This is a genomic window from Kitasatospora sp. NPDC092039, from assembly GCF_044756065.1.
In the GTDB taxonomy this organism is placed as follows: Bacteria; Actinomycetota; Actinomycetes; order Streptomycetales; family Streptomycetaceae; genus Kitasatospora.
In genome coordinates, this window is sequence record NZ_JBIVSD010000010.1 from 96,096 (window position 1) to 115,092 (window position 18,997).

16 protein-coding genes and 1 pseudogene are annotated in these 18,997 nt (G+C 75.7%); 9 read left to right on the top strand and 8 right to left on the bottom strand.

Going from position 1 to position 18,997, the window contains the following annotated elements:
• Nucleotides 1-56: 56 nt before the first annotated feature.
• The 5 genes and pseudogenes from ACIQI7_RS20735 to ACIQI7_RS20755 all read right to left on the bottom strand — a co-directional run bounded on the left by ACIQI7_RS20735 (nucleotide 57) and on the right by ACIQI7_RS20755 (nucleotide 3,519).
• Nucleotides 57-1,322, bottom strand: a complete 1,266-nt coding sequence (locus tag ACIQI7_RS20735) for a cytochrome P450 (RefSeq protein ID WP_401111981.1) — start codon at nucleotides 1,320-1,322, stop codon at nucleotides 57-59.
• Entirely contained in the window at nucleotides 1,312-2,370 is a 1,059-nt protein-coding gene (locus ACIQI7_RS20740; RefSeq protein WP_401111984.1) for a cytochrome P450, read from the bottom strand. Before ACIQI7_RS20740 ends, ACIQI7_RS20735 begins: the two co-directional genes overlap by 11 nt.
• Nucleotides 2,371-2,501: 131 nt before the next feature.
• Nucleotides 2,502-2,585 carry a tryptorubin family RiPP precursor gene (locus ACIQI7_RS20745; protein WP_401112463.1) on the bottom strand — a complete coding sequence of 28 codons (84 nt, stop codon included), beginning with the start codon at nucleotides 2,583-2,585 and terminating at the stop codon, nucleotides 2,502-2,504.
• Nucleotides 2,586-2,734: 149 nt separating this feature from the next.
• A pseudogene (locus ACIQI7_RS20750) lies at nucleotides 2,735-3,025 on the bottom strand (UTRA domain-containing protein); the annotation flags it as partial.
• Nucleotides 3,026-3,087: 62 nt separating this feature from the next.
• Nucleotides 3,088-3,519 carry an SRPBCC family protein gene (locus ACIQI7_RS20755; RefSeq protein WP_401111986.1) on the bottom strand — a complete coding sequence of 144 codons (432 nt, stop codon included), beginning with the start codon at nucleotides 3,517-3,519 and terminating at the stop codon, nucleotides 3,088-3,090.
• A gap of 395 nt (nucleotides 3,520-3,914) precedes the next feature.
• Between ACIQI7_RS20755 and ACIQI7_RS20760 the strand changes: the two genes are divergently transcribed.
• The 5 genes from ACIQI7_RS20760 (at nucleotide 3,915) to ACIQI7_RS20780 (ending at nucleotide 9,939) form a co-directional block, all read left to right on the top strand.
• Nucleotides 3,915-4,910, top strand: a complete 996-nt coding sequence (locus ACIQI7_RS20760) for a 3-oxoacyl-ACP synthase III family protein (RefSeq protein ID WP_401111987.1) — start codon at nucleotides 3,915-3,917, stop codon at nucleotides 4,908-4,910.
• A 64-nt stretch (nucleotides 4,911-4,974) separates the two neighbouring features.
• Nucleotides 4,975-7,023 carry an NAD-dependent DNA ligase LigA gene (gene ligA / locus ACIQI7_RS20765; RefSeq protein WP_401111990.1) on the top strand — a complete coding sequence of 683 codons (2,049 nt, stop codon included), beginning with the start codon at nucleotides 4,975-4,977 and terminating at the stop codon, nucleotides 7,021-7,023.
• A gap of 204 nt (nucleotides 7,024-7,227) precedes the next feature.
• On the top strand, nucleotides 7,228-7,866 hold the full coding sequence (locus tag ACIQI7_RS20770) for a hypothetical protein (protein ID WP_387754544.1): 639 nt from the start codon (nucleotides 7,228-7,230) through the stop codon (nucleotides 7,864-7,866).
• Between the two features lie 34 nt (nucleotides 7,867-7,900).
• A complete protein-coding gene (locus tag ACIQI7_RS20775) occupies nucleotides 7,901-8,518 on the top strand; it encodes an RICIN domain-containing protein (protein WP_401111994.1) in 618 nt (205 codons plus the stop codon).
• 242 nt (nucleotides 8,519-8,760) lie between these two features.
• Nucleotides 8,761-9,939 (top strand): serine hydrolase domain-containing protein, encoded by a 1,179-nt coding sequence (locus ACIQI7_RS20780; RefSeq protein WP_401111997.1) that lies wholly within the window; start codon nucleotides 8,761-8,763, stop codon nucleotides 9,937-9,939.
• 75 nt (nucleotides 9,940-10,014) lie between these two features.
• On the opposite strand, the gene ACIQI7_RS20785 is transcribed toward ACIQI7_RS20780, so the two are convergent.
• Nucleotides 10,015-10,986, bottom strand: a complete 972-nt coding sequence (locus ACIQI7_RS20785) for a hypothetical protein (RefSeq protein WP_401112000.1) — start codon at nucleotides 10,984-10,986, stop codon at nucleotides 10,015-10,017.
• 236 nt (nucleotides 10,987-11,222) lie between these two features.
• On the opposite strand from ACIQI7_RS20785, the gene ACIQI7_RS20790 reads away from it, so the two are divergent.
• The gene (locus tag ACIQI7_RS20790; RefSeq protein WP_401112002.1) at nucleotides 11,223-12,035 is read left to right on the top strand and encodes an arylamine N-acetyltransferase; all 813 of its coding nucleotides are present in this window, start codon (nucleotides 11,223-11,225) and stop codon (nucleotides 12,033-12,035) included.
• A 43-nt stretch (nucleotides 12,036-12,078) separates the two neighbouring features.
• Here the strand turns inward: ACIQI7_RS20790 and ACIQI7_RS20795 are convergent, their stop codons facing one another.
• Together ACIQI7_RS20795 and ACIQI7_RS20800 are read right to left on the bottom strand one after the other, a co-directional pair.
• Nucleotides 12,079-14,931: a M48 family metalloprotease gene (locus ACIQI7_RS20795; RefSeq protein ID WP_401112004.1), complete on the bottom strand. Its 2,853-nt coding sequence runs from the start codon at nucleotides 14,929-14,931 to the stop codon at nucleotides 12,079-12,081.
• Nucleotides 14,928-15,464 carry a hypothetical protein gene (locus ACIQI7_RS20800; protein WP_401112007.1) on the bottom strand — a complete coding sequence of 179 codons (537 nt, stop codon included), beginning with the start codon at nucleotides 15,462-15,464 and terminating at the stop codon, nucleotides 14,928-14,930. The genes ACIQI7_RS20795 and ACIQI7_RS20800 overlap by 4 nt, the downstream gene beginning before the upstream one ends.
• 332 nt (nucleotides 15,465-15,796) lie before the next feature.
• On the opposite strand from ACIQI7_RS20800, the gene ACIQI7_RS20805 reads away from it, so the two are divergent.
• The 3 genes from ACIQI7_RS20805 to ACIQI7_RS20815 all read left to right on the top strand — a co-directional run bounded on the left by ACIQI7_RS20805 (nucleotide 15,797) and on the right by ACIQI7_RS20815 (nucleotide 18,996).
• A complete protein-coding gene (locus tag ACIQI7_RS20805) occupies nucleotides 15,797-17,665 on the top strand; it encodes an RICIN domain-containing protein (protein ID WP_401112009.1) in 1,869 nt (622 codons plus the stop codon).
• A 164-nt stretch (nucleotides 17,666-17,829) separates the two neighbouring features.
• On the top strand, nucleotides 17,830-18,174 hold the full coding sequence (locus ACIQI7_RS20810; protein ID WP_401112012.1) for a hypothetical protein: 345 nt from the start codon (nucleotides 17,830-17,832) through the stop codon (nucleotides 18,172-18,174).
• A gap of 183 nt (nucleotides 18,175-18,357) precedes the next feature.
• Nucleotides 18,358-18,996 (top strand): ATP-dependent Clp protease proteolytic subunit, encoded by a 639-nt coding sequence (locus tag ACIQI7_RS20815; protein WP_401112014.1) that lies wholly within the window; start codon nucleotides 18,358-18,360, stop codon nucleotides 18,994-18,996.
• The last annotated feature ends 1 nt before the right edge of the window (nucleotide 18,997 follow it).

Consider the following 18,997-nt stretch of genomic DNA (forward strand, 5'->3'; position numbering starts at 1 on the left):
TCGGCGACCTCGACGTCGTCCCGATTCGCCTTCCGTCGACGCCCGGACTCCGGTCGTCAGCGCAGCAGCACCCGCAGGCTGAGCAGTCCCCGGTGCCTCGGGTTCTCCTGCCACCGCGCGGCCGCGGCCGGTTCGGCCAGGCGCAGGGCCGGGAAGCGGCGCAGCAGTTCGCCGAAGGCGACCTCGGCCTGGAGCCGGCCCAGCTGTGCGCCGAGGCAGTGGTGGATGCCGTGGCCGAACGCGAGGTGGCGGGTGGCGTCCGGGCGGGTGATGTCGAAGCGGTCGGGGTCGGCGAAGACGGCCGGGTCGCGGTTGGCGGCGAGCAGCGCGATCTGGACGAACTCGCCGGCCGGGATCGTGGTGCCGGCGATGGTCACCGGCTCGGTCGTGCGGCGGAGCGACGCGATGCCGAACGGGCTCTCGTAGCGCAGGACTTCCTCGATCGCGCCGGGAAGGAGCCGCGGATCCGCGCGCAGCGCCGCGAGTTGCTCGGGGTGGCCGAGCAGGGCGTGGACGCCGTTCGCGATCAGGTTGACGGTGGTCTGGTGGCCGGCGATCGCGAGCAGGAACGCCATCGAGGTGATCTCGGCCCCGGTCAGCCGGTCGCCCTCCGCCTGGGCGGCGAGCAGGTCGGAGATCAGGTCGTCGCCCGGGTGGGTGCGCTTGTGGTCGACCAGGGCGCGCAGGTAGTCCGCCATGCCCTCGGCGGTCTCCACCGAGACCTCGCCGTCCGCCCCGCCGCCGTCCTGCGGGCCGGCCTCGACCGCGTTGCCCCGGACCTGGAGGTTCTCCCGTTCGGCCTGCGGCGCGCCGAACAGCTCGAAGACCACCGCGAGCGGCAGCGGCAGTGCGAACTCGGCGATCAGCTCGGCCGATTCGAGGCCGTCCAGCTGGTCCAGCAGTGCGCCGACGTGGCGCTCGACCATCGGCCGCAGGGCCGCCACCCGCCGCCCGGTGTACGCCTGCCGGACCAGCTTGCGAAGCCGGGAGTGCTCCGGGGGGTCGGAGTTGAGCATGTGCGTCATCAGGTCGCGGCCCGGGCCGCCCTCGGAGTTCCCGACGTGCCGGGCGAACGCCTCGGTGACGGCCTTCTTGCTCAGCCGGGGGTCGGCGAGGGCGGCCCGGCACTCGGCGTGGCCGGTGACGACCCAGCCTTCGAGGCCGGCCGCGCCGCCGAACCGGACCTTGCGGACGCCGCCCTCGGTGCGCCAGCGGCGGTACGCGGAGTGCGGGTCGGCGTAGAACCGGCCGTCGGCGAACTCCGTCCCGGCGGCTCCGCGTTCGGCGGCCCGGTGGTCGGCGCGCGGGTGGTCAGCGGGCATCGCGTGCCTTCAGGACCCGGACCTCGCTGACGCCGAGCAGGCCGAGCAGCGGCACCTTGGCGGTCCGCTGCCCGGGGTCGACGACCAGGCCGGCCTCCCGGACCCGGTCCAGCAGCAGTTCCGCGAGCGGCATCACCATGTGCCGGCCCCAGCAGCGTTCGGAGGAGTGCCCGAACGGCAGGTAGCCGGGAGTGCCGTCCGGGTCGAGGTGGTCCCAGCGCTCCGGGCGGAACTCCTCCGGGGCCTCCCACAGCGCCGGGTCGCGATGGGAGAGCAGCGGCAGGACGAGGACGTCGTCGCCCGCGCCGATCCGCGGGTCGATCGCGGGGTACTCGGGCGATGCGCGGCGCAGGATGTTCCACGACGGCGGCAGCAGGCGCAGCGACTCGAGGATGATGTTGCGGTTCGGCGTGCTGTCGTCGAACGGTGCGCCGAGCCACAGCGCGTTCGCGACCAGGGTGGAGATGGTGAAGCAGACGGGTGCGGCGGCTCGGCGGTACATGCCCATCGCGTACCGCCGGTCCTGGTAGCCGGGCGCCTTCGCGGCCAGCTTCCCGAGTGCGGTGAGGTCGTCGCCGGGCTTGGGGCCGCCCGGCAGTGCGGCGCCGACCGAGATCACCAACCAGGTGAGCAGCGGCGTCAGTTCGAGGTTGCGGCTCATCAGGATCCGCAGTCGGCGTGGGTCCCGGCCGAGGATGAGGTCGCGCAGGAAGAGGTGTCCGGTGAGCGGCCACGGACCGGACAGGTCGATGTTCCGCGGCAGCGGGGCCTGCAGCGCCTCGCGCACGTCGCTGCCGATCGTCCGCGTCACCGAGGACGCCTCGGTGCGGCTGATCGAACGTCCGTGCAGCGGTTTGAACGTGGGCCGTTCGATCTCGGTGGCGCGCCGGGCGGCGAGGATCCGGTCGGTGAGCTCGGGCCCGGCGACCCCGATCGTGTCGGGTTCGAGCCGGACGGCGTCCTTGCCCAGATGGTCCCTGAGCAGGGCCTCGAGCCGGGGGGAGAGCACGGTGTTCCGCGCACGGGCGGAGGCGGGTGAGAGTGCCATGTGAGGTCTCCGAGACTTTGCCGGGGCCGGACTCCGCCCCCGCCCCGGCCCGGTCTCCCGGCGGAGGCCGCGAGCGGGCGGAGGCGGGGGCGGATCAGCTGTTCAGGTACCGGAGGTACCGATCAGCCGGCTTAGTACCAGACGTACCAGGCGCTGGCCTTCAGGCTCTTCTTGGCGAAGGACGCGTCACGGATGGAGAACAGGATCTTCATCATTTGGGTCTCCCTTGGTTGCCAGGTGGCTGAGTGGACGTAAGGCCGCTCTGCAGTTGCCCTACGGACCTCTCCACGCGGCCGAACCCCCGTCGGGTTCACTCCGGGAGCGCTGCTCGGCGGGGGCCCCGCGGACACGGGGCCCCGGACTGCTACGACCGGTCGGCGTCCGGGGCACCGAGGGCGAGGGTGAAGCTGGACCGGTCGCCGCGGTAGAGGGTGCGCACCTGCTCCAGCGGGCGCCCCGCCGCGTCCAGGCTGCGGCGGGGCAGCAGCAGCATCGGCAGCGCCGACGGGGTGCCGATCAGCAGCGCCTCGCGCGGGGTGGCCAGCACCGTCTCGATCCGCTCGTCGGCCGCGCCCAGGCGCACCCCGTGCTCGCGCAGGTAGCCGCAGAAGGACCCCTCGGGGTCGAAGTCCCGCGCCAGCGCGGGCACCCGGGCGTCCACAGGACCGAGCATCCGCGCCACCGTCGCGGTGCCGGTGCCCTCGCGCCGCCCGGCCGCTACGCCCGGGCGGCGTCGGCGTCCTCCTCGACGTGGCGCCGGAAGTCCTCCAGGTCGTCGATCACCCGGCGGTCGACGAAACCGAGCGCCTCGGCGAGGCGCTCCCAGATCCCGTGCGGCTCGACCTCCAGCTGGAGCATCACCCGGGTGGTCCGGTCGTCCACCGAGTGGAAGGTGACCACACCCCGGTGCCGCACCGGCCCGGGGCCGCTGTCCCAGGCCATCCGCTCCCGCGCCACCAGCTCCGTCGTCACGGCCTCGAACTCCCGCGGCCCGGCCGCGGTCCGCACCACCAGGCTGGCGCCGCGGTCCGACCGGTCGACACTGACCACCCCGCGCATGAACCGCGGGAACTCCTCGACCCTCACCCAGCTCCCGTAGACCGTGTCGAGCGGCGCCGACACCTCGACGGACTCCTCGATCCGGTGCATCGCTGCTCCTCCTGACCTCTCGCCACCGGCCGCCCGCGGCGGCTCCCTGCTGCGCGGCTGCCCGCTGCGCGGCCCGGTATGCACCTCCACCCCCGCACCCCGGCGCCCCCGCGGCCGCGCCCGGAGCCCCGCCCGCCGCCGGGTGCGCCGGTGTCGGTGCTGGTCAGGGCCGGTCGGCGGTGTATAGCCTGACGGGGCGTCGGGCCGCGCCAGGAAGACGGAAGTTCGCCGACGAACCCTCCTCGGCGACGGCGGCGGCACCCCCCGCGGCACCGGCCGGTGCCGTGCGGACGCGACCGGCGGGCCGGCGCCCCGCGCCGGATCCGCCGACCAGGCCAGGACGTCCTGGAACAACCGCAGGGCCCGGAAGGGGCAGTGACGTGGACTACGGACTGATGTCATTCGGATCGGCGCTCGGGGAGCCCGTCGCCGTCGCGGACGTGGCCTCCGAGTACACCGAGGACGTCGAGCGCGTCCAGGCGTACGGCTACCGCACCGTCCACCGCAGCCCGGACGGGGTCGGGCTCACCGACCTGGCCGTCGAGGCCGCCCGGGCGGCCCTGGACGAGGCGGGCACCGACCCCGCCGACCTGGACCTGGTGGTCCTCGCGATCACCGACATCCCCGAGTACCTGTACTGGGACCCGGCCGCGGCCCTCCAGGACCGCCTCGGCGCCCGCCGCGCCGAGGCGGTCCTGGTCGGCCAGGGCTGCGTCAGCGGGATCACCTGCTTCGACCTGCTCGCCGGCCGCTTCGCCACCCACCCCGACTACCAGCGGGCCCTGGTCGTGGGGGCGCACCGGACGTGCGAGCCCTACTGGAACCGGATGTACACCAACTCGCTGCTGTTCTCCGACGGCGCCGGCGCCGCGGTGGCCGGGCGCGGCCACCCCGAACTGCGCTGGCGGGCCGCCGAGACGATCAGCGACGGCCGCTACGCCGACCTGTTCCGGATGGAGGAGGGCGGCGCGGCCGCCCCCTTCCGCGGCGGCCGCACGCCCGCCCCGGCCCGCGACGCCTGGGGCCTGATGGAGTTCTTCGACTACGACACGGAGCGCTTCCAGGAGTTCGTCGGCCTGATGGGCGAACGGGTGCACGAGGTGGTCGCGCGGGCCTGCAAGCGGATCGGCGCGTCCGTCCAGGACCTCGCCAGGGTGGTGCTGCTCAACGACAACCACGCCACCCTGACGAAGCTGGCCGACCGGCTCGGCGTCCCGGTGGAGCGCACCAACCTCGAAATCTCCCTGGAACGGGGCCACTTCGGGGCCGCGGACCACCTCCTCGACCTCCAGTACCACCGCGCGGCCGGGCACTTCGGCGACGGCGACCTGATCGCCCTGGCCGGCATGGGGCGCGGCATGCACTGGAGCTGCACCCTCCTGGAGTGCTGACCGGCCGGCCACCCCGGTCCGGGACCGCCGCGGCGTTGTCAGTGGCGGCCGCCATGATTCCGCCATGACCGACACCGCAGCCCCGCTGTCCTCCCCGTCCGCGTACGCCGACGCCGTCGCCACCGCCGTCCAGGCCGCCGCCGCGTACTACGCCGACGGCGCCACCCCGCTCGGGGACGACGAGTACGACGCGCTGCTGCGGGCCATCGCCGCCTACGAGGACGCCCACCCCGGCCAGGCGCTGCCCGACTCGCCGACCGGCAAGGTGGCCGGCGGCGCCGCCACCGGCGACGTCCCGCACAGCGTGCCGATGCTCTCGCTGGACAACGTGTTCTCCGCGGAGGAGCTGGAGGCCTGGGCCGCCGGCCTGGAACGGCGCCTGGGCCGGCCCGTCACCGCCTGGTGCGTGGAGCCCAAGCTCGACGGCCTCGCCGTCGCCGCCCGCTACCGCGCCGGGCGCCTGCGGCAGGTGGTCACCCGCGGCGACGGCCTCGCCGGCGAGGACGTCACCCACGCCGCCGCCGACATCCTCGGCCTGCCCGCCGAACTCACCGAGCCCGCCGACATCGAGCTGCGCGGCGAAGTCCTGCTCACCCAGGACCAGTTCGAGCACGCCAACCGGGTGCGCACCGAGCACGGCGCCACCCCCTTCGCCCACCCGCGCAGCGGCGCCGCCGGCACCCTGCGGGCCAAGGACCGCCCCTACCGGGTCGAGCTGACCTTCTTCGCCTACGACGCCGTCGGCCCCGAAGGCCTCGCCCACAGCGCCCTGCTGGAACACCTCGCCGCCCTCGGCGCCAACACCGCCGCCGCCACCGCGGCCCGCCCGCGGCACTGCGCGGGCATCCCGGAGGTGCAGCGGCGCATCGACGAGATCGCCGCCCTGCGCTCCGAACTGCCCTTCGGCATCGACGGCGTGGTGGTCAAGGCCGACCTGGCCGCCGACCGCGCCGAGGCCGGCTCCGGCTCGCGCGCCCCGCGCTGGGCGGTGGCCCGCAAGCTGGCCGCCCAGCACAAGGTCACCCGGCTGCTCGGGGTGGAGTGGAACGTCGGCCGCACCGGGATCATCGCCCCGCGCGCGGTCCTCGAACCGGTGGTGATCGACGGCGTCACCGTCACCTTCGCGACGCTGCACAACCCCGCCGACATCGAACGGCGCGGGCTGATGATCGGCGACCAGGTCTTCGTCTACCGCGCCGGCGACGTGATACCCCGGGTGGAGGCCCCGGTGCTGGACGCCCGCACCGGCGCCGAGCAGCCGATCGCCTTCCCCGAGGCCTGCCCGCGCTGCGGCGACGCCATCGACACCGCCGAACAGCGCTGGCGCTGCGTGCGCGGCCGCAACTGCCAGGCCGTGGCCTCCGTCCTCTACGCGGCCGGCCGCGACCAGCTCGACATCGAGGGCCTCGGCGGCACCCGCGCCGTCCAGCTCGTCGAGGCCGGCCTGGTCGCCGACCTCGCCGACCTGTTCACCCTCACCCGCGAGCAACTGCTCACCCTGGAGCGGATGGGGGAGACCAGCGCCGTCAACCTGCTCGCCGCGATCGCCACCGCCCGTACCCAGCCGCTCAACCGGGTCTTCTGCGCCCTCGGCATCCGGGGCACCGGACGGACCATGTCCCGCCGGATCGCCGCGCACTTCGGCAGCATGACGGCGATCCGCGCCGCCGACGCCGAGACCCTGGCCGGCGTCGACGGCATCGGCGCCGAGAAGGCCCGCGTCGTCGCCGCCGAACTCGCCGAGCTCGCCCCGCTGCTGGACCGCCTCGCCGACCTCGGCGTGGGCACCGCCGTCACCACCCCGGCCGCCCCCGCGGCGGCGGGGGAGGGGAACGGCACCGGCGACGGGGGCGACGGCGGCCCGCTGGCCGGCCAGGCCGTCGTCGTCACCGGCAGCATGAGCGGCGCCCTCGCCGACCTCTCCCGCAACCAGATGAACGAACTGATCGAACGCGCCGGGGGCAAGGCCTCCTCCTCGGTCTCCAAGCGCACCACCCTCCTCGTCGCCGGCGAGAAGGCCGGCTCCAAGCGCGCCAAGGCCGAGGAGCTCGGCATCCGCATCCTCACCCCCGAGGAGTTCGCCGCCCTGGTGGCCTCCCAACTCGCCGCCTGACCCGGCGCCGGCGGACAGCCAGGGGGCGGCCGGGGGGGGGCTGACGGGGTGCCGGGCACCCCCGAGAAATCTCGGATACCGGCGTGCCCGAAGCATCGACAAGGATGACGTCGCACTCCGTACGCACCCCTGCGCGGGGCGTGCGCGCATCCGTGACGGGCGCGCACGCCCCGGCCCCTTTCCGCGACCGCTGGAGGAGCCCAGATGACCACCACCCGCAGGACCCGCCGGCGCACCCTCGCCGCCTCGGCCACCACCGCCGTCGCCGTGGGCCTGTTGGGCCTCGGCGCCGCCCCCGCCGCCCATGCCGACACCCTCCCGACCTTCTGCAACCCGGCCGTGGACCAGACCACGACGGAACCCTTCAACGTGCAGGTCACCCCCAAGGTCACCGACTTCCTCATCGTCAACGTCGCCGCGGGCACCACCGGACAGCACAGCGACACCCTGACCAGGATCAGCTCGGTGAGCACCACCGTCGACAACCGGACCGAGATCACCGCCACGGCGAGCGCGCTGTTCCTCAAGGTCCAGGCCAAGGTCGGCTTCTCGGTCCAGACGACCACCTCCAGCACCACCAGCCAGACCGTGAGCGACACCTGGAACCTCAACTCGCCCGGACGGTACGGCCTCTACCGGGGGACCCGGGTCGTCACCGGCCAGTACGTCAACCGGGTCTGCGCCCAGACCGGCCCCACCACCGGAATCTGGGTCACCTCCCAGCCCACCCCGGGGACGTTCACCACCTACGAGGCCCCGGAGATCGGCTCGGTCGGCTGCGCGCCCGCCGAACCGGCCGGCACCGTACGCCGGGCCGCCCAACTCCTCATCAGCAGCTGCTGACCGTGCCCACGACCCGACGACGACGGAGGAACCCGTGACCAACCCCCTGCGACACGCGAGCGTCCGCCCGGGCACGGCACTGCGCGCCCTCGGCGCCGCCGCCCTCGCCCCACTGGCCGGCCTCACCCTGCTCGCCGCCCCCGCATCGGCCGAGACCCGGGCAGCGGCCTCGACCGAGTGGCACGGCTACGTCTGCGACGACGGCTACTACCGGATCAGGACGCCGTTCAACCAGCTCGTGGAGAGGAACCAGTACAGCGCCTGGGGGCAGGCCGTCCAGAACCCCGACACCGGCGGCTACAACCAGCAGTGGAAGCTGTGCCACTACAAGGACGACAACCAGTCCTTCATCTTCCGCAGCCGGCGCAACGAGAACGAGTGCCTGGGCATCTGGAAGCAGAACCCGAACGACAACGGCGAAGGACTGGGCGACTCCGCCAACTTCAACGTGTTCGACTGCTCCGGGTGGATCTACGGCAACCAGATCTTCCACCTGCTGTACCCCACGCCCGGCTCCAACCAGGTGGTGCTGCGGATCGGGCACAGCGGCAGCTTCGCCGCCGTCTCCGACCAGGCCGGCAGCGCCGGTTCGGCCGTGGCCCAGTACGCCTACCGGGCCACCCTGTTCACGCTGGACCACCTGGCCGCCTGACGGCCCCGCCCCGCCCGGGGGTCCGGCTGCGCCGGGCCGGACCCCGCGGCGTACGGCCCCGCGGCGTACGACCCCGGGGGGAGAGGGGACCGGGAGCGGGCTCCCGGACGGCCCGGGCCCCCGGTGCCGGGGTGTGAGGGCGCCCTCGTCCCGTGCGCGGACGACCCGACCCGGTCGCGGATGGTCGGCTGGAGGCCTGCCGGGAAACCCCGGAAAACCCCTCCCACCGACAGGAGTTCCCCGTGAACGCGCACGAGTCCCACCGCCCCCGCCGGAGCGCCGCGCGCGGCCGGATCGCGCTGGCCGCCGTCGCCGGCGCGCTGGTTGTCGGGGCCGCTGCTCCCGCCGGTGCCGTCGCCGCCGACGCCGGCCCCGCCGCGGCACGGCGGCCGGACACCGTCCAGAAGAACCTGGACGCCCTGGTACGGGACTTCGACATGCCCGGCGCGCTGGCCGCCGTCACCGGCCGGGACGGACGCACCCGCAACTACACCGCCGGGGTGGGCGACCTGGCCACCCGGGCCAAGGTGCCGGTGGACGGCCAGGTGCGGATCGGCAGCAACACCAAGGCCTTCACCGCGGTGGTCGTGCTGCAACTCGTCGAGGAGGGCAAGGTCGCGCTCGACGAGCACGTCGACACCTACCTGCCCGGCCTGCTGCGCGGGGACGGCATCGACGGCGCGGCCATCACGGTCCGCCAGCTCCTCCAGCACACCGCCGGCCTGCCCAACTACACGAAGTACCTCGACCTCACCGGCCCGCTGGACCGGTACTACGAGCCCCGCGACCTGCTCGACCTCGCGCTCGCCCACAAGGCCGACTTCGCCCCGGGCACCGGCTGGCAGTACAGCAACACCGGCTACCTGGTCGCCGGGATGATCATCCAGAAGATCACCGGCCGGCCGGTGGGCGAGGAGATCACCCGCCGCGTCATCGACCGGATCGGCCTGCGGCACACCTACTTCCCGACCCCCGGGGACACCACCGTGCACGAGGCCCACCCCAGGATCTACCACCGGCTGACGCCCGGCGCCCCGCTCACCGACGTCACCCGGCAGGACCTGTCGTGGGGCTGGGCGGCGGGGGCGATGGTCTCCACCAACACCGACCTCAACCGCTTCTACACGGAACTGCTCGGCGGCCGCCTGCTCGGCCCGGAGCAGCTCGCCCAGATGCGCACGACCGTCGCCACCGACGGGAGCCTGGGCGAGGGCGCCCGGTACGGGCTGGGCCTGGCCTCCTACCGGCTGTCGTGCGGCCCCGGCGTCTACTGGGGCCACGGCGGCGGCCTGCCCGGCTCCGTGACCTTCGGGGGCGTCACCGAGGACGGCCGCGCCGCGAACTTCGCGGTGACCACCACGCCGTCCGAAGCGGCCGTGCCGCGGATCACCGCCGACGTGGACGCGGCCCTCTGCAAGTAGGCCGCCGGACCGCGACCGGCGCCGTAGGGCCGGGGCGGGGAGACCGGCCGGCCTCCCCGCCCCGGCCCTACGGCCCTACTGCGGGTTGCCGTTGGCGGCGAGGCGGGCGCTCATCTCGGCGTGGGCGCGCGCGGAGCGGGTGTTGGCCGGGTCGTGGACCAGGCGCAGGTAGTCGTAGAGGATCCGCACGCACTCGTCGCGGGTGGAGCAGGGGGCGTCGGCGGCCAGGTCGAGGCCCCGGGTGACCTCCATCAGCCTCCCGTCGGCCGCGGCGTACACCGGGTGCCACACCAGCCGCACCGCCGGGTCGAGCGCCATGACCACGCGCAGCTGCGGCACCTCCTGCGCGATCAGCACGCTGTCCGGGTCGTACGCCCGCAGGAAGATGTGGACGGGGCCGCGGGCACGGCTCACGAAGGCCTTGGACAGGACGTTCCACATCGGCGTCTTGAGCATCCAGTCCGGGGTCAGGGTCAGCCTGTCGACCACCCCGCCGAAGGCGGTGGCCTCCAACGGGGTGTGGCCCTTGGCGAGGGCGTAGTCGCTGACCTCCCGGCCGCCCGACCACAGGGCCAGCGTCGGCGTGTCGATCTCCAGGTAGTCGCCGACGACCTTCACCAGCTCCTGGTACCAGCTGTTCGACGCCCGGTGGTCGCGCTGGGCCTGGCGCTCGGTGTACCGCGCCATGGCCTCGTCGTTGAGCCGCCCCTGCTCGGCGATGCCGCCGAGGACGAGCTGCCAGGCGACCTCCGTGACGTCCGCGGAGAAACCCGCCCGGGCCATGTCCTCGCGGAACGAGCCCCACTCGCCGTGCCCGGCGGGGTCGGCGGCGTCGCGCCGCGCCTGCTCCCTGACCCCGTCGGCCGCCTGGCGCTGCAGCCGGCGGGTCACCGCCGCGTTGCCCACCGTCCGCTGGAGGTCGGCGAGTTCGCCGGGGCGCGGCGCCCGGGCGGGGGCGGCCGGCGCCGACGCCCGCCGCTGCGCCGTACGCCTGGCCGGTGCGGCCCCGGACGTCGGCGCCACCGAGTGGGTCGCGGTCTCTCGCACGCTCCGGCCCTCCTGCGTCGCTGCGCGGCACACCGACCCTACGGCCCCCGCGCGGCTCCCGCCAGGGACGAAAGGGCACCGGCGGGGCACCGGCCGGCGCCCCGCCGGCCACCCCGGGGGCGACGGCGGTGGGGACGAGGCCGTGGACGACGGCCGGGTGCGGCCCCGCCCAGAACCCCGGACGTAGGACCAAATGCCGATGGCCGTACACCCCAACGCCCGGGTGGAATGGCCGGATGGACCACGCGCCACACCCCGAGCGGCCGTCCGCCGGCCTCACCGCCGCCGAGCGGTCCGCCTACCTCGACCGGATCGCCCTGCCCGACCCCGGCAGGCCCTGCCCGCAGGCGCTCGCCCGGCTCCAGCTCGCCCACCTGCGCACCGTCCCGTTCGAGAACCTCGGCCTCCACCTCGGCGAGGGCGTCGACCTCGCCCCCGGCGCCCTGCTGGCCAAGGTCGTGACCCGCCGCCGGGGCGGCTTCTGCTACGAACTCAACGGCGCCTTCGCCCGGTTGCTCACCTCGCTCGGCTACCGGGTGAGCCTGCTGGCCGCCCGCGTCTTCGACGGCGAACGCCTCGGCCCGCCGCTCGGCCACCTCGCCCTGCGGGTGGACCTCGACGAACCCTGGCTGGTCGACGTCGGCTTCGGCCGCTTCAGCCGCCACCCGCTGCGCCTGGACGAACGCGGCGAACAGGCCGACGCCGAGGGCGCGTTCACCCTCACCCCGACCGGCCCGCACGGTGACCTGGACGTCCTGCTGGACGGCAGGCCGCAGTACCGCCTGGGCCTGCGCCCGTACGAGCTCGCCGACTTCGCCGCGACCTGCTGGTGGCAGGCCACCTCGCCGGACTCCCACTTCACCCGCTCGACGACCTGCTCGCTGCTCACCGCGGACGGCGGCCGGGTGACCGTCAGCGGCCGGCGCCTGATCACCACCAGCCCGGACGGCGGACGCACCGAGCGGGCCCTCGCCGACGACGAGCTCCTCGCCGCCTACCGCACCCGCTTCGGGATCGCCCTGGACCGCCTTCCTGACCTCCCGGGCTGAGCGGGCGACCAGGCTGAGCGGCCGAGCGGGCCGCGCCCCCGGGTCAGCCGCCGGCCCGCCCCTCCGTCCCGGGCGGGCCGGACGGCTGCGGGCGGTCGACGCGGACGAGGTCCGGCCAGTACCGCGGCCCGTCGGTCTCGATCCGCCGCAGGACGGGATCGACGGCGGCCAGCAGCGGCCCGATCCCGTCGGCGACCTCCGACAGGACGGCCTCCCCCTCGCCCGGCCGCTCCTCGCGCTCGGGGTCCATGACCCGCGCACAGTGCTGCCCGGCCCGCCGGGTCTGCTCCAGCGCCGCCCACCAGGGCCCGTCCAGACCGGAGTCGGGGATGTGGAGGTGGCCCAGGGCGGTCGCGGCGGCGCCCTGGAGCGCGGTGCAGACCTCGGCGAAGCGGCGGCCGTCGACCCGCACCGACTCGCCCGGCTGCTCGGCCGCCGCCCGCTGGAGCCCCTGGACCTCCTCGGAGAAGGCCCGGTACCCGTCGACGAGCGCCAGGATGTCCTGCTTCCCGCCGACCAGGTACCATATCAGCAGCTGGAAGACCCGGACCCGTTCGGAGCGGGCGTCGGCCGGCCGCTGCGCCGTGGGGTCGAGCCCGCCCGCCGAACCCGACGGCAGCGCCTGCACGGCGGCGGGCCCCAGGGCCAGCGCCCCGACGAGGGCCCCGACGAGCACCACCCGCCGGACGCCGGAGCGTGCCACCCGGCCGTCCGGCGCGGCGGCGCCGCCCCGCCGGAGGAGGGCGAGCGGCAGCCGCACCAGCGCCGCGGCCAGCGCCGCCCCGAACAGCGCCGGCAGCACCGGGCCCGCCAGCACCTGCACCACCGGCCAACCGCCCTGCGGCACCCACAGGCAGCTGTCGCCCATGGTCCGCAACGGCCCCAGGCACCCGTCCGCCGACATCAGCACGAACACCGCCACCAGCGCGCACGCCTGGGCGACCCCCGCCGCCACCAGCGCCCCGACCAGCCACAGCCGCCGGGACACCAGCGCCACCACCACCGCCGTGACCACCACCCCGGCCCACACCGCGACCGTCAGCCACGACACGTACCGCAGCACGAACCCGCCCCCGCGCTCACCCAGCGGCGGACGGTCCGCGTACAGCACGGCCTTGACCGCCAGCACCCCGGCCACGCACAGCACCCCGCCCAGCAGCCCGCGGCGCAGCGCCCGGCCCAGCCCCCGGTGCCCGCCGAGCAGCCACAGCAGGTACGGCAGCGCCCACAGCGCCCCCGCGGCCGCCACGAAGGCCGTCGTGCGCCCGTCCACCCCCAGCCGCGGCATCACCGTGGCGATCCACTCCAGCTCGGCCCCGTGCCGCTCCCACCCGCCGGGGAACCGCCGGACCACCAGCTCCCGCATCCCGCCCCCGCCCAGGACGTCCCCGGCGGTGTACAGGTGGCCGCTCCCCGACCACCAGGCCAGCCCGGCCGCCGCGACCAGCACCGCCCCCGCCAGCGCGGCCACCCCCGCCACCCGCCCGCGCCCCAGCCCCAGCCGGGCGCACTGCACCAGCCACGGGACGTACGCCAACGCGCCGAGCAGCAGCACCAGCAGCGCGAGCGGATACGCCGGAAACCAGCGCCCGCCGGCGGTGATGTCCACCACCAGCTCGCCGACCACCAGGCCGGCGCCCAGCCACAGCCCCGCCCGCAGCCCCTCCGGCCCGGCCGTCCCGCGGTGCGCCGCGTACGCCGCCGACCGCCAGGCCGCCACCCCGAGCACCAGCGCCGTCGGCACGGCCGCCAGCCACACCCCGCCCGTCCCCCCGGCGAACGGGGGCAGCAGCAGCGGGACGGCGACACCGGCCGCGCCCACCAGGAACGTCTGCAGCGGCGCCAGGGTGAACAGCGCCGCCGGATCGTCCAGCGCCCGGCGCCGCTGCGCCCAGGTCGGATGCGCCCGCCAGAGCCGGCCGAGCCGGGCAGCCGGGCCCACCGGATCGCGCACGTCCCACACCCGCCGGTCGGCGCCGAGCGCGACGGCGTCCGCGTCCGCGTACAGCTCCCGGTGGCGCAGCGCGTCCGCGCGGGCCAGCACCACCAGCAGTGCCATGCCCAGCGCGGTGGCCGTCTGCCTCACCAGCGGCGCCCGCCCGGCCGGCCAGAACACCCGGTCGGCGCCCACGAAGAGGCCGAACTCCGCGCCCACCAGCGACCCGCCGACCACCACCGCGAACGGCAGCGCCACCAGCAGCGCGAACACCCGCCACAGCGCGGTGACCGCGTACCCCAGGTCCACGTCCCGGTTGCGGATGTGCGCGAACTCGTGGAGCACCACCGCCCGGAACCCGGCCGGATCGCTCACCCGGGTCACCAGCAGCCCTGCGTACAGGCACACGGTGCGCCGGCGCGGGTGGCCGAACACCACCGCCCCCGAGCCGAGCCGGCCCGGGTCCACCACGAACTCCGGCACCACCGGCAGCCGGGCCGACTCCGCCAGGCGCAGCAGCTCCGCCCGCAGCTGCCCGTCCACGGGCTCCAGCCGGCGCGAGCGCCGCCGCCAGCGGGGCAGCAGCAGGTACAGCGCGGCGGCCGCCAGCAGCACCAGCGCCAGCGCGGCGGGCACCGGCCAGCGCGGGTCGTCCGGGGCGGCGGCCAGACAGGCGCGCAGCGCCGGGTCCGTCCCCGGGTCGACCCCCAGTTGCGTCAGGAAGTCCCCGTTCGGGTCGAACCCGGCGGCCAGCGAGCAGGCGTACTCCGCGGCCCGGCCCTTGCGGACCAGCTCCAGCAGGGTCGTCAGCATGTGGTGGGCGGCGGCCACCATGGACAGCAGCAGCAGGCCGAAGCGCAGCGCGGTGCCGGCGGGCAGGACGCGCGGGTCGAGGACCGGCGCGGCGGCGGGCGGCTTCGGCGGCTCGGGCGGTAGCGGCGGTGCGGCGGGTGCGCTCATGCCGGCGGCTCCGGGGCGCCGGGCCCCGCCGGGGGAGCGGGCGGGGCAGTGGGTGGTTCCGGGGGAGCGGGCGGGGCAGTGGGTGGTTCCGGGGGAGCGGGCGGGGCGGCGGGTGCGCCCGGCTCCATGGCCAGCCGGGCCACCACGCAGTCCGCGAGCGCGCCGGCGGCCGGCTCGTCGAACCCGGCCTCGCGGGCACCCGTGCGCACCCGGGCGTGGACGGCCGCCAACTGCCGCTCGTCCAACGGCGGTACGGGCGGCTCCGGCGCGGGCCGGCCGCGCCCGCGCCGCCACAGCCGCCGCAGCCCGCCGCCCGCGCGCGCCACGCCGGCGCCGACCGCGGCCCGGCAGGCCTCGTCCACCGCCATCCACACCACCGGCGTGGCCAGCGCGGCCGCCTCCGCCAGCCCGAACCCCAGCGGCTCGCCCCGCCGCCGGCGCCCGAACAGCGCCACCACCTCCTCGGAGGACAGCCTGTCCAGCCCCCGCAGCAGCGGAAGCTCCTCCGGTGCCAGCCGTGTCACCACATCCACGACGACGTCCCGAACCGATCCGGCCATCCGCCCGCCCCCCCTGAGCTGATCTTTCGTCAACTGCCGACGCGTGAGCGGAACTTACCCCCATCGAAGGCCCGCCATCCAGGGGGTTTCCCGACCGTTCCCGGCGGACGGGCGTCCGGGGCCGGCAGCCGCCCCACCACGGGAACACCCCGCCGTGGCGGCCGGGTCGGGCGCCGGCAGGTTGTCCGAAGAACCGGTGGAGGTCCCCCGGCACGGCCTGTTTGATGGTCCACCTACAAGAACGGTTCGGCTCGGACGGGAGTCGGGTGATCCGGCCCGGCCGAGCGCACAGGAGGGGGCGCGGGGTGGGTCGTGCTGGACGTCCGCAAGGGCGGTACAAGGGAGAGACCGAGCAGGCGGACGACCTGGCCCGGTTCGTCCGGGAGATGACGTCGGGGACCACCGTCCGCGAGCTCGCCCGGCGCTACCGGGCCAGCAAGACCAGCTGGGGCGAGTACCGCTCGGCGCAGCGGGACATCCCGTGGCACCTGCTCCAACGGCTGGTCCACGACCACGTGACGGACCCGCGGGCCCGGGCGGCGCTGCTGGCGCGCGCCGCCCACCTGCACGAACAGGCCACCCGGGCGGCCGGGGGCCTCCAGCCGCCCGGAGCGGGACGGTCGGCCGCACAGCAGGCGCTGGACCTGGCCCGGCAGGCGCAACGGCAGGCCGAGGCGGGCATGGCAGAGGCGGAGGAACTGATCCGGGTGCTGGTGGCGATCGTGGCCGAGCTGCGGGGCGAACTGGCCACCGGCGCCGAGGACGCGGCGGGCCCCGCCGCACCCCCGCCGGCCGGCGGCGGCGCGGCGGGGTCGCGGCGCTCCCGGCTGCGGGAGGCGACGCGCTGCCTGGAGGAGGTGCGCCGCATCCGGGACAGCGCGTGCGAGGCACGGCGCACCGCGGAACGGGAGCAGGACGCCATCGAGGCCCTGGTCGACCAGGAGCTGACGCAGGCCCGGCCGCCGGGCGCCGAACTGGTGGTGGCCGACGGGGTGCAGGCCCACCTGCCGGTGCTGCGGCGGCTGGGCGCCGGTCTCGTGGAGGTGCGGCAGGCCCTGGCCGACCGGCGCCGGGAGGTGCTCCGGATGGCCAACGCCGTGCCCGGCTCCGGGATTGTCCGCGGCGAACTGGTCCGTACGGCGGACAACCGCCCGCTCGCTCCGCTCGCGCCGGCGGTGGCGCGCGCGTGGGCGTCGGCGGGCGGCGCGGCGTTCACCGGCCCGCCGCGCCCGGGGCCCGCCGGTGCGCGCCGGCCCCGTCCCGCCGGGACCGGCGCGGCCGTGGCGGCAGCCCTGGCCGGTGTGCTGGTGCTGGCCGGTGTCCTGGTGGGCGTCCGGCTGGGCCCTGCCTCCGCGCCCCTGGATACCGTTCCCCAGGCGGTCGACACCCGGATCGGGCCGCAGGCCGGCGCGCTCGGCGACTCCCCGTCCCCGGCCGCGGGCAGCCCCTCGTCCCCGGCCCCCGGCGGCGGCGCGACCAGCGCGCCCGCCGTCTCGCCACCGGCCGCCGTGCCCGCCCCGGCCGCGGGAGCGCAGGCCCCGCCCGCGCCGGCCGGTACGGCGGCCCCGACCGCGGCGGCCGGCGCCCCGCCGGAATCCGCCGCCCCGGCCGCGAGCGGGGGTGGTCGGCCCGCCCCGCCGGCGTCCTCCCCGCCGGCGCCGTCCCCGCCGGTACCGACGGCGGGGCCCGGCTCCACGCCGCCCGCCCGCCTCGGCGGGACCCCGACGACCCCGCCGACGGGGTCGGTGGAGATCAGGAACGGCTACAGCCTGCAGTGCGTGGCCACCCCCGGCGGCAGCCGGGAGGAGGGCCAGCAGGTCCAGCAGTTCCCCTGTGGGGACTACCCCGACCACTTCTGGGAGGCCCGCAAGGCCTACACGGACGCCGAGGGCGACACCTACTACCGGTTCGTCAGCTACAACAGCGCCCTGTGCCTGTCCGTCCGGGACTCCAGCACCGACGCCACCGCCCAGGTCGTCCAGTCAGCGTGCGGCGACGGCCCCGGACAGGCCTGGAAGATCGAGAAGTGGCCGCACGGCATCCGCTTCGTCAACGGCAACAGCCGGCAGTGCCTCGCCGTCTCCCACGGCAGCAACGCCCCGCAGGCCCCGCTGATGCAGTACCCGTGCGGCGACTACCCGGACCACTACTGGGCCTACGGCCCGCGCCGGTAGCCCCCGGCTCCCCGCGTTGTCCGCGAAGACACCGGGTTGTCCGCCGCCCACCTGGCCCGCAGCCGGGTCCGCGTCGACGGACAATCCCGGCCTGCCGCACGGTCGGATCTCCACCGGTCGACAGCCCGGACGGCTGTCGACCACCCCCGGAGAAAGGGACCGCCATGCGTCTCAGGAAGATCGTGGCCGCCGGCCTGCTGGCCCTGACCGTCACAGCCGTCGGCGCCGGCACGGCCGACGCGCAGACCTACGTCATCAAGGGCGCCTACGGCTACTACGACGGCAACAAGCACATGTTCGGCATCGGCGACACCGAGCCCGACGGCAACTACCCGTACGTGGAGTGGCGCATCAACGGCGTCAGCCAGAGTTCTCTGCCGAACTACAACGGCAACGGCTCCTGGCGGGACTACTACCTGCCGTCCGGCCAGTGGGGGCAGTCCCTGGCCTGGAAGATCTGCCGCTCCGGCGGCGGTGGCTGCTCTCCCTGGCTGTACGAGACCTCCTGACCCGGCGTAACCGTTCCCGCCCCGCCGCTGCCACCGCGCGGCGGCGGGGCGGGCTACTCGCGGGGGCCGGGCCCGGGCGCTCTGCCCGTGGCGAATCTGCGGCGGGCAGAGAAACCGCGGCCGCGGGCCGTGACGGGCCCAGAGTGGAGCGGACGGCATTCCCCGCCCCCGCAAGGAGCGCAGATGACCCCTCTCAGCACGTCCCCGCCCCGCGCGGCGGAGGGCGACACCACGCCCACCGCCTTCGACGACCACCTCGCCGCGCAGCTGCTCGCCCAGCGGATCGTCCTGCTCGGCACCCAGGTCGACGACGTGTCCGCCAACCGGGTGTGCGCGCAGCTGCTGCTGCTGTCCGCGGAGGACCCGCGCACCGACATCAGCCTGTACATCAACAGCCCCGGCGGCTCCGTCACCGCGGGCCTCGCCATCTACGACACCATGCGGCTCGTCCCGAACGACGTCTCCACCCTGGCGATGGGATTCGCCGCCAGCATGGGCCAGTTCCTGCTCACCGTCGGCGCGCCCGGCAAGCGGTTCGCGCTGCCGAACGCGCGGATCATGATGCACCAGCCCTCGGCGGGCATCGGCGGCACCGCCGCGGACATCGAGATCCAGGCCGAGAACCTCCAGTTCACCAAGAGGGCCATCGAGCGGATCACCGCCGAGCACACCGGGCAGAGCGAGGAGACCATCGCCCGCGACGGCGACCGGGACCGCTGGTTCACCGCCGAACAGGCCAGGGAGTACGGGATCGTGGACCGGGTGGTGGAGTCGGTCGCCGACATCCGCCCGGCCGCCTCCCGCCGACGGATCGGACTGTGAC

Bases quoted from the DNA above. Each gene is read 5' to 3' on its own strand.
- ACIQI7_RS20745 (WP_401112463.1), bottom strand. From the start codon at position 2,585: ATGATGAAGATCCTGTTCTCCATCCGTGACGCGTCCTTCGCCAAGAAG.
- ligA (WP_401111990.1), top strand. From the start codon at position 4,975: ATGACCGACACCGCAGCCCCGCTGTCCTCCCCGTCCGCGTACGCCGAC.
- ACIQI7_RS20735 (WP_401111981.1), bottom strand. From the start codon at position 1,322: ATGCCCGCTGACCACCCGCGCGCCGACCACCGGGCCGCCGAACGCGGA.
- ACIQI7_RS20815 (WP_401112014.1), top strand. From the start codon at position 18,358: ATGACCCCTCTCAGCACGTCCCCGCCCCGCGCGGCGGAGGGCGACACC.
- ACIQI7_RS20760 (WP_401111987.1), top strand. From the start codon at position 3,915: ATGTCATTCGGATCGGCGCTCGGGGAGCCCGTCGCCGTCGCGGACGTG.
- ACIQI7_RS20755 (WP_401111986.1), bottom strand. From the start codon at position 3,519: ATGCACCGGATCGAGGAGTCCGTCGAGGTGTCGGCGCCGCTCGACACG.
- ACIQI7_RS20810 (WP_401112012.1), top strand. From the start codon at position 17,830: ATGCGTCTCAGGAAGATCGTGGCCGCCGGCCTGCTGGCCCTGACCGTC.
- ACIQI7_RS20795 (WP_401112004.1), bottom strand. From the start codon at position 14,931: ATGAGCGCACCCGCCGCACCGCCGCTACCGCCCGAGCCGCCGAAGCCG.
- ACIQI7_RS20740 (WP_401111984.1), bottom strand. From the start codon at position 2,370: ATGGCACTCTCACCCGCCTCCGCCCGTGCGCGGAACACCGTGCTCTCC.
- ACIQI7_RS20770 (WP_387754544.1), top strand. From the start codon at position 7,228: ATGACCACCACCCGCAGGACCCGCCGGCGCACCCTCGCCGCCTCGGCC.
- ACIQI7_RS20790 (WP_401112002.1), top strand. From the start codon at position 11,223: ATGGACCACGCGCCACACCCCGAGCGGCCGTCCGCCGGCCTCACCGCC.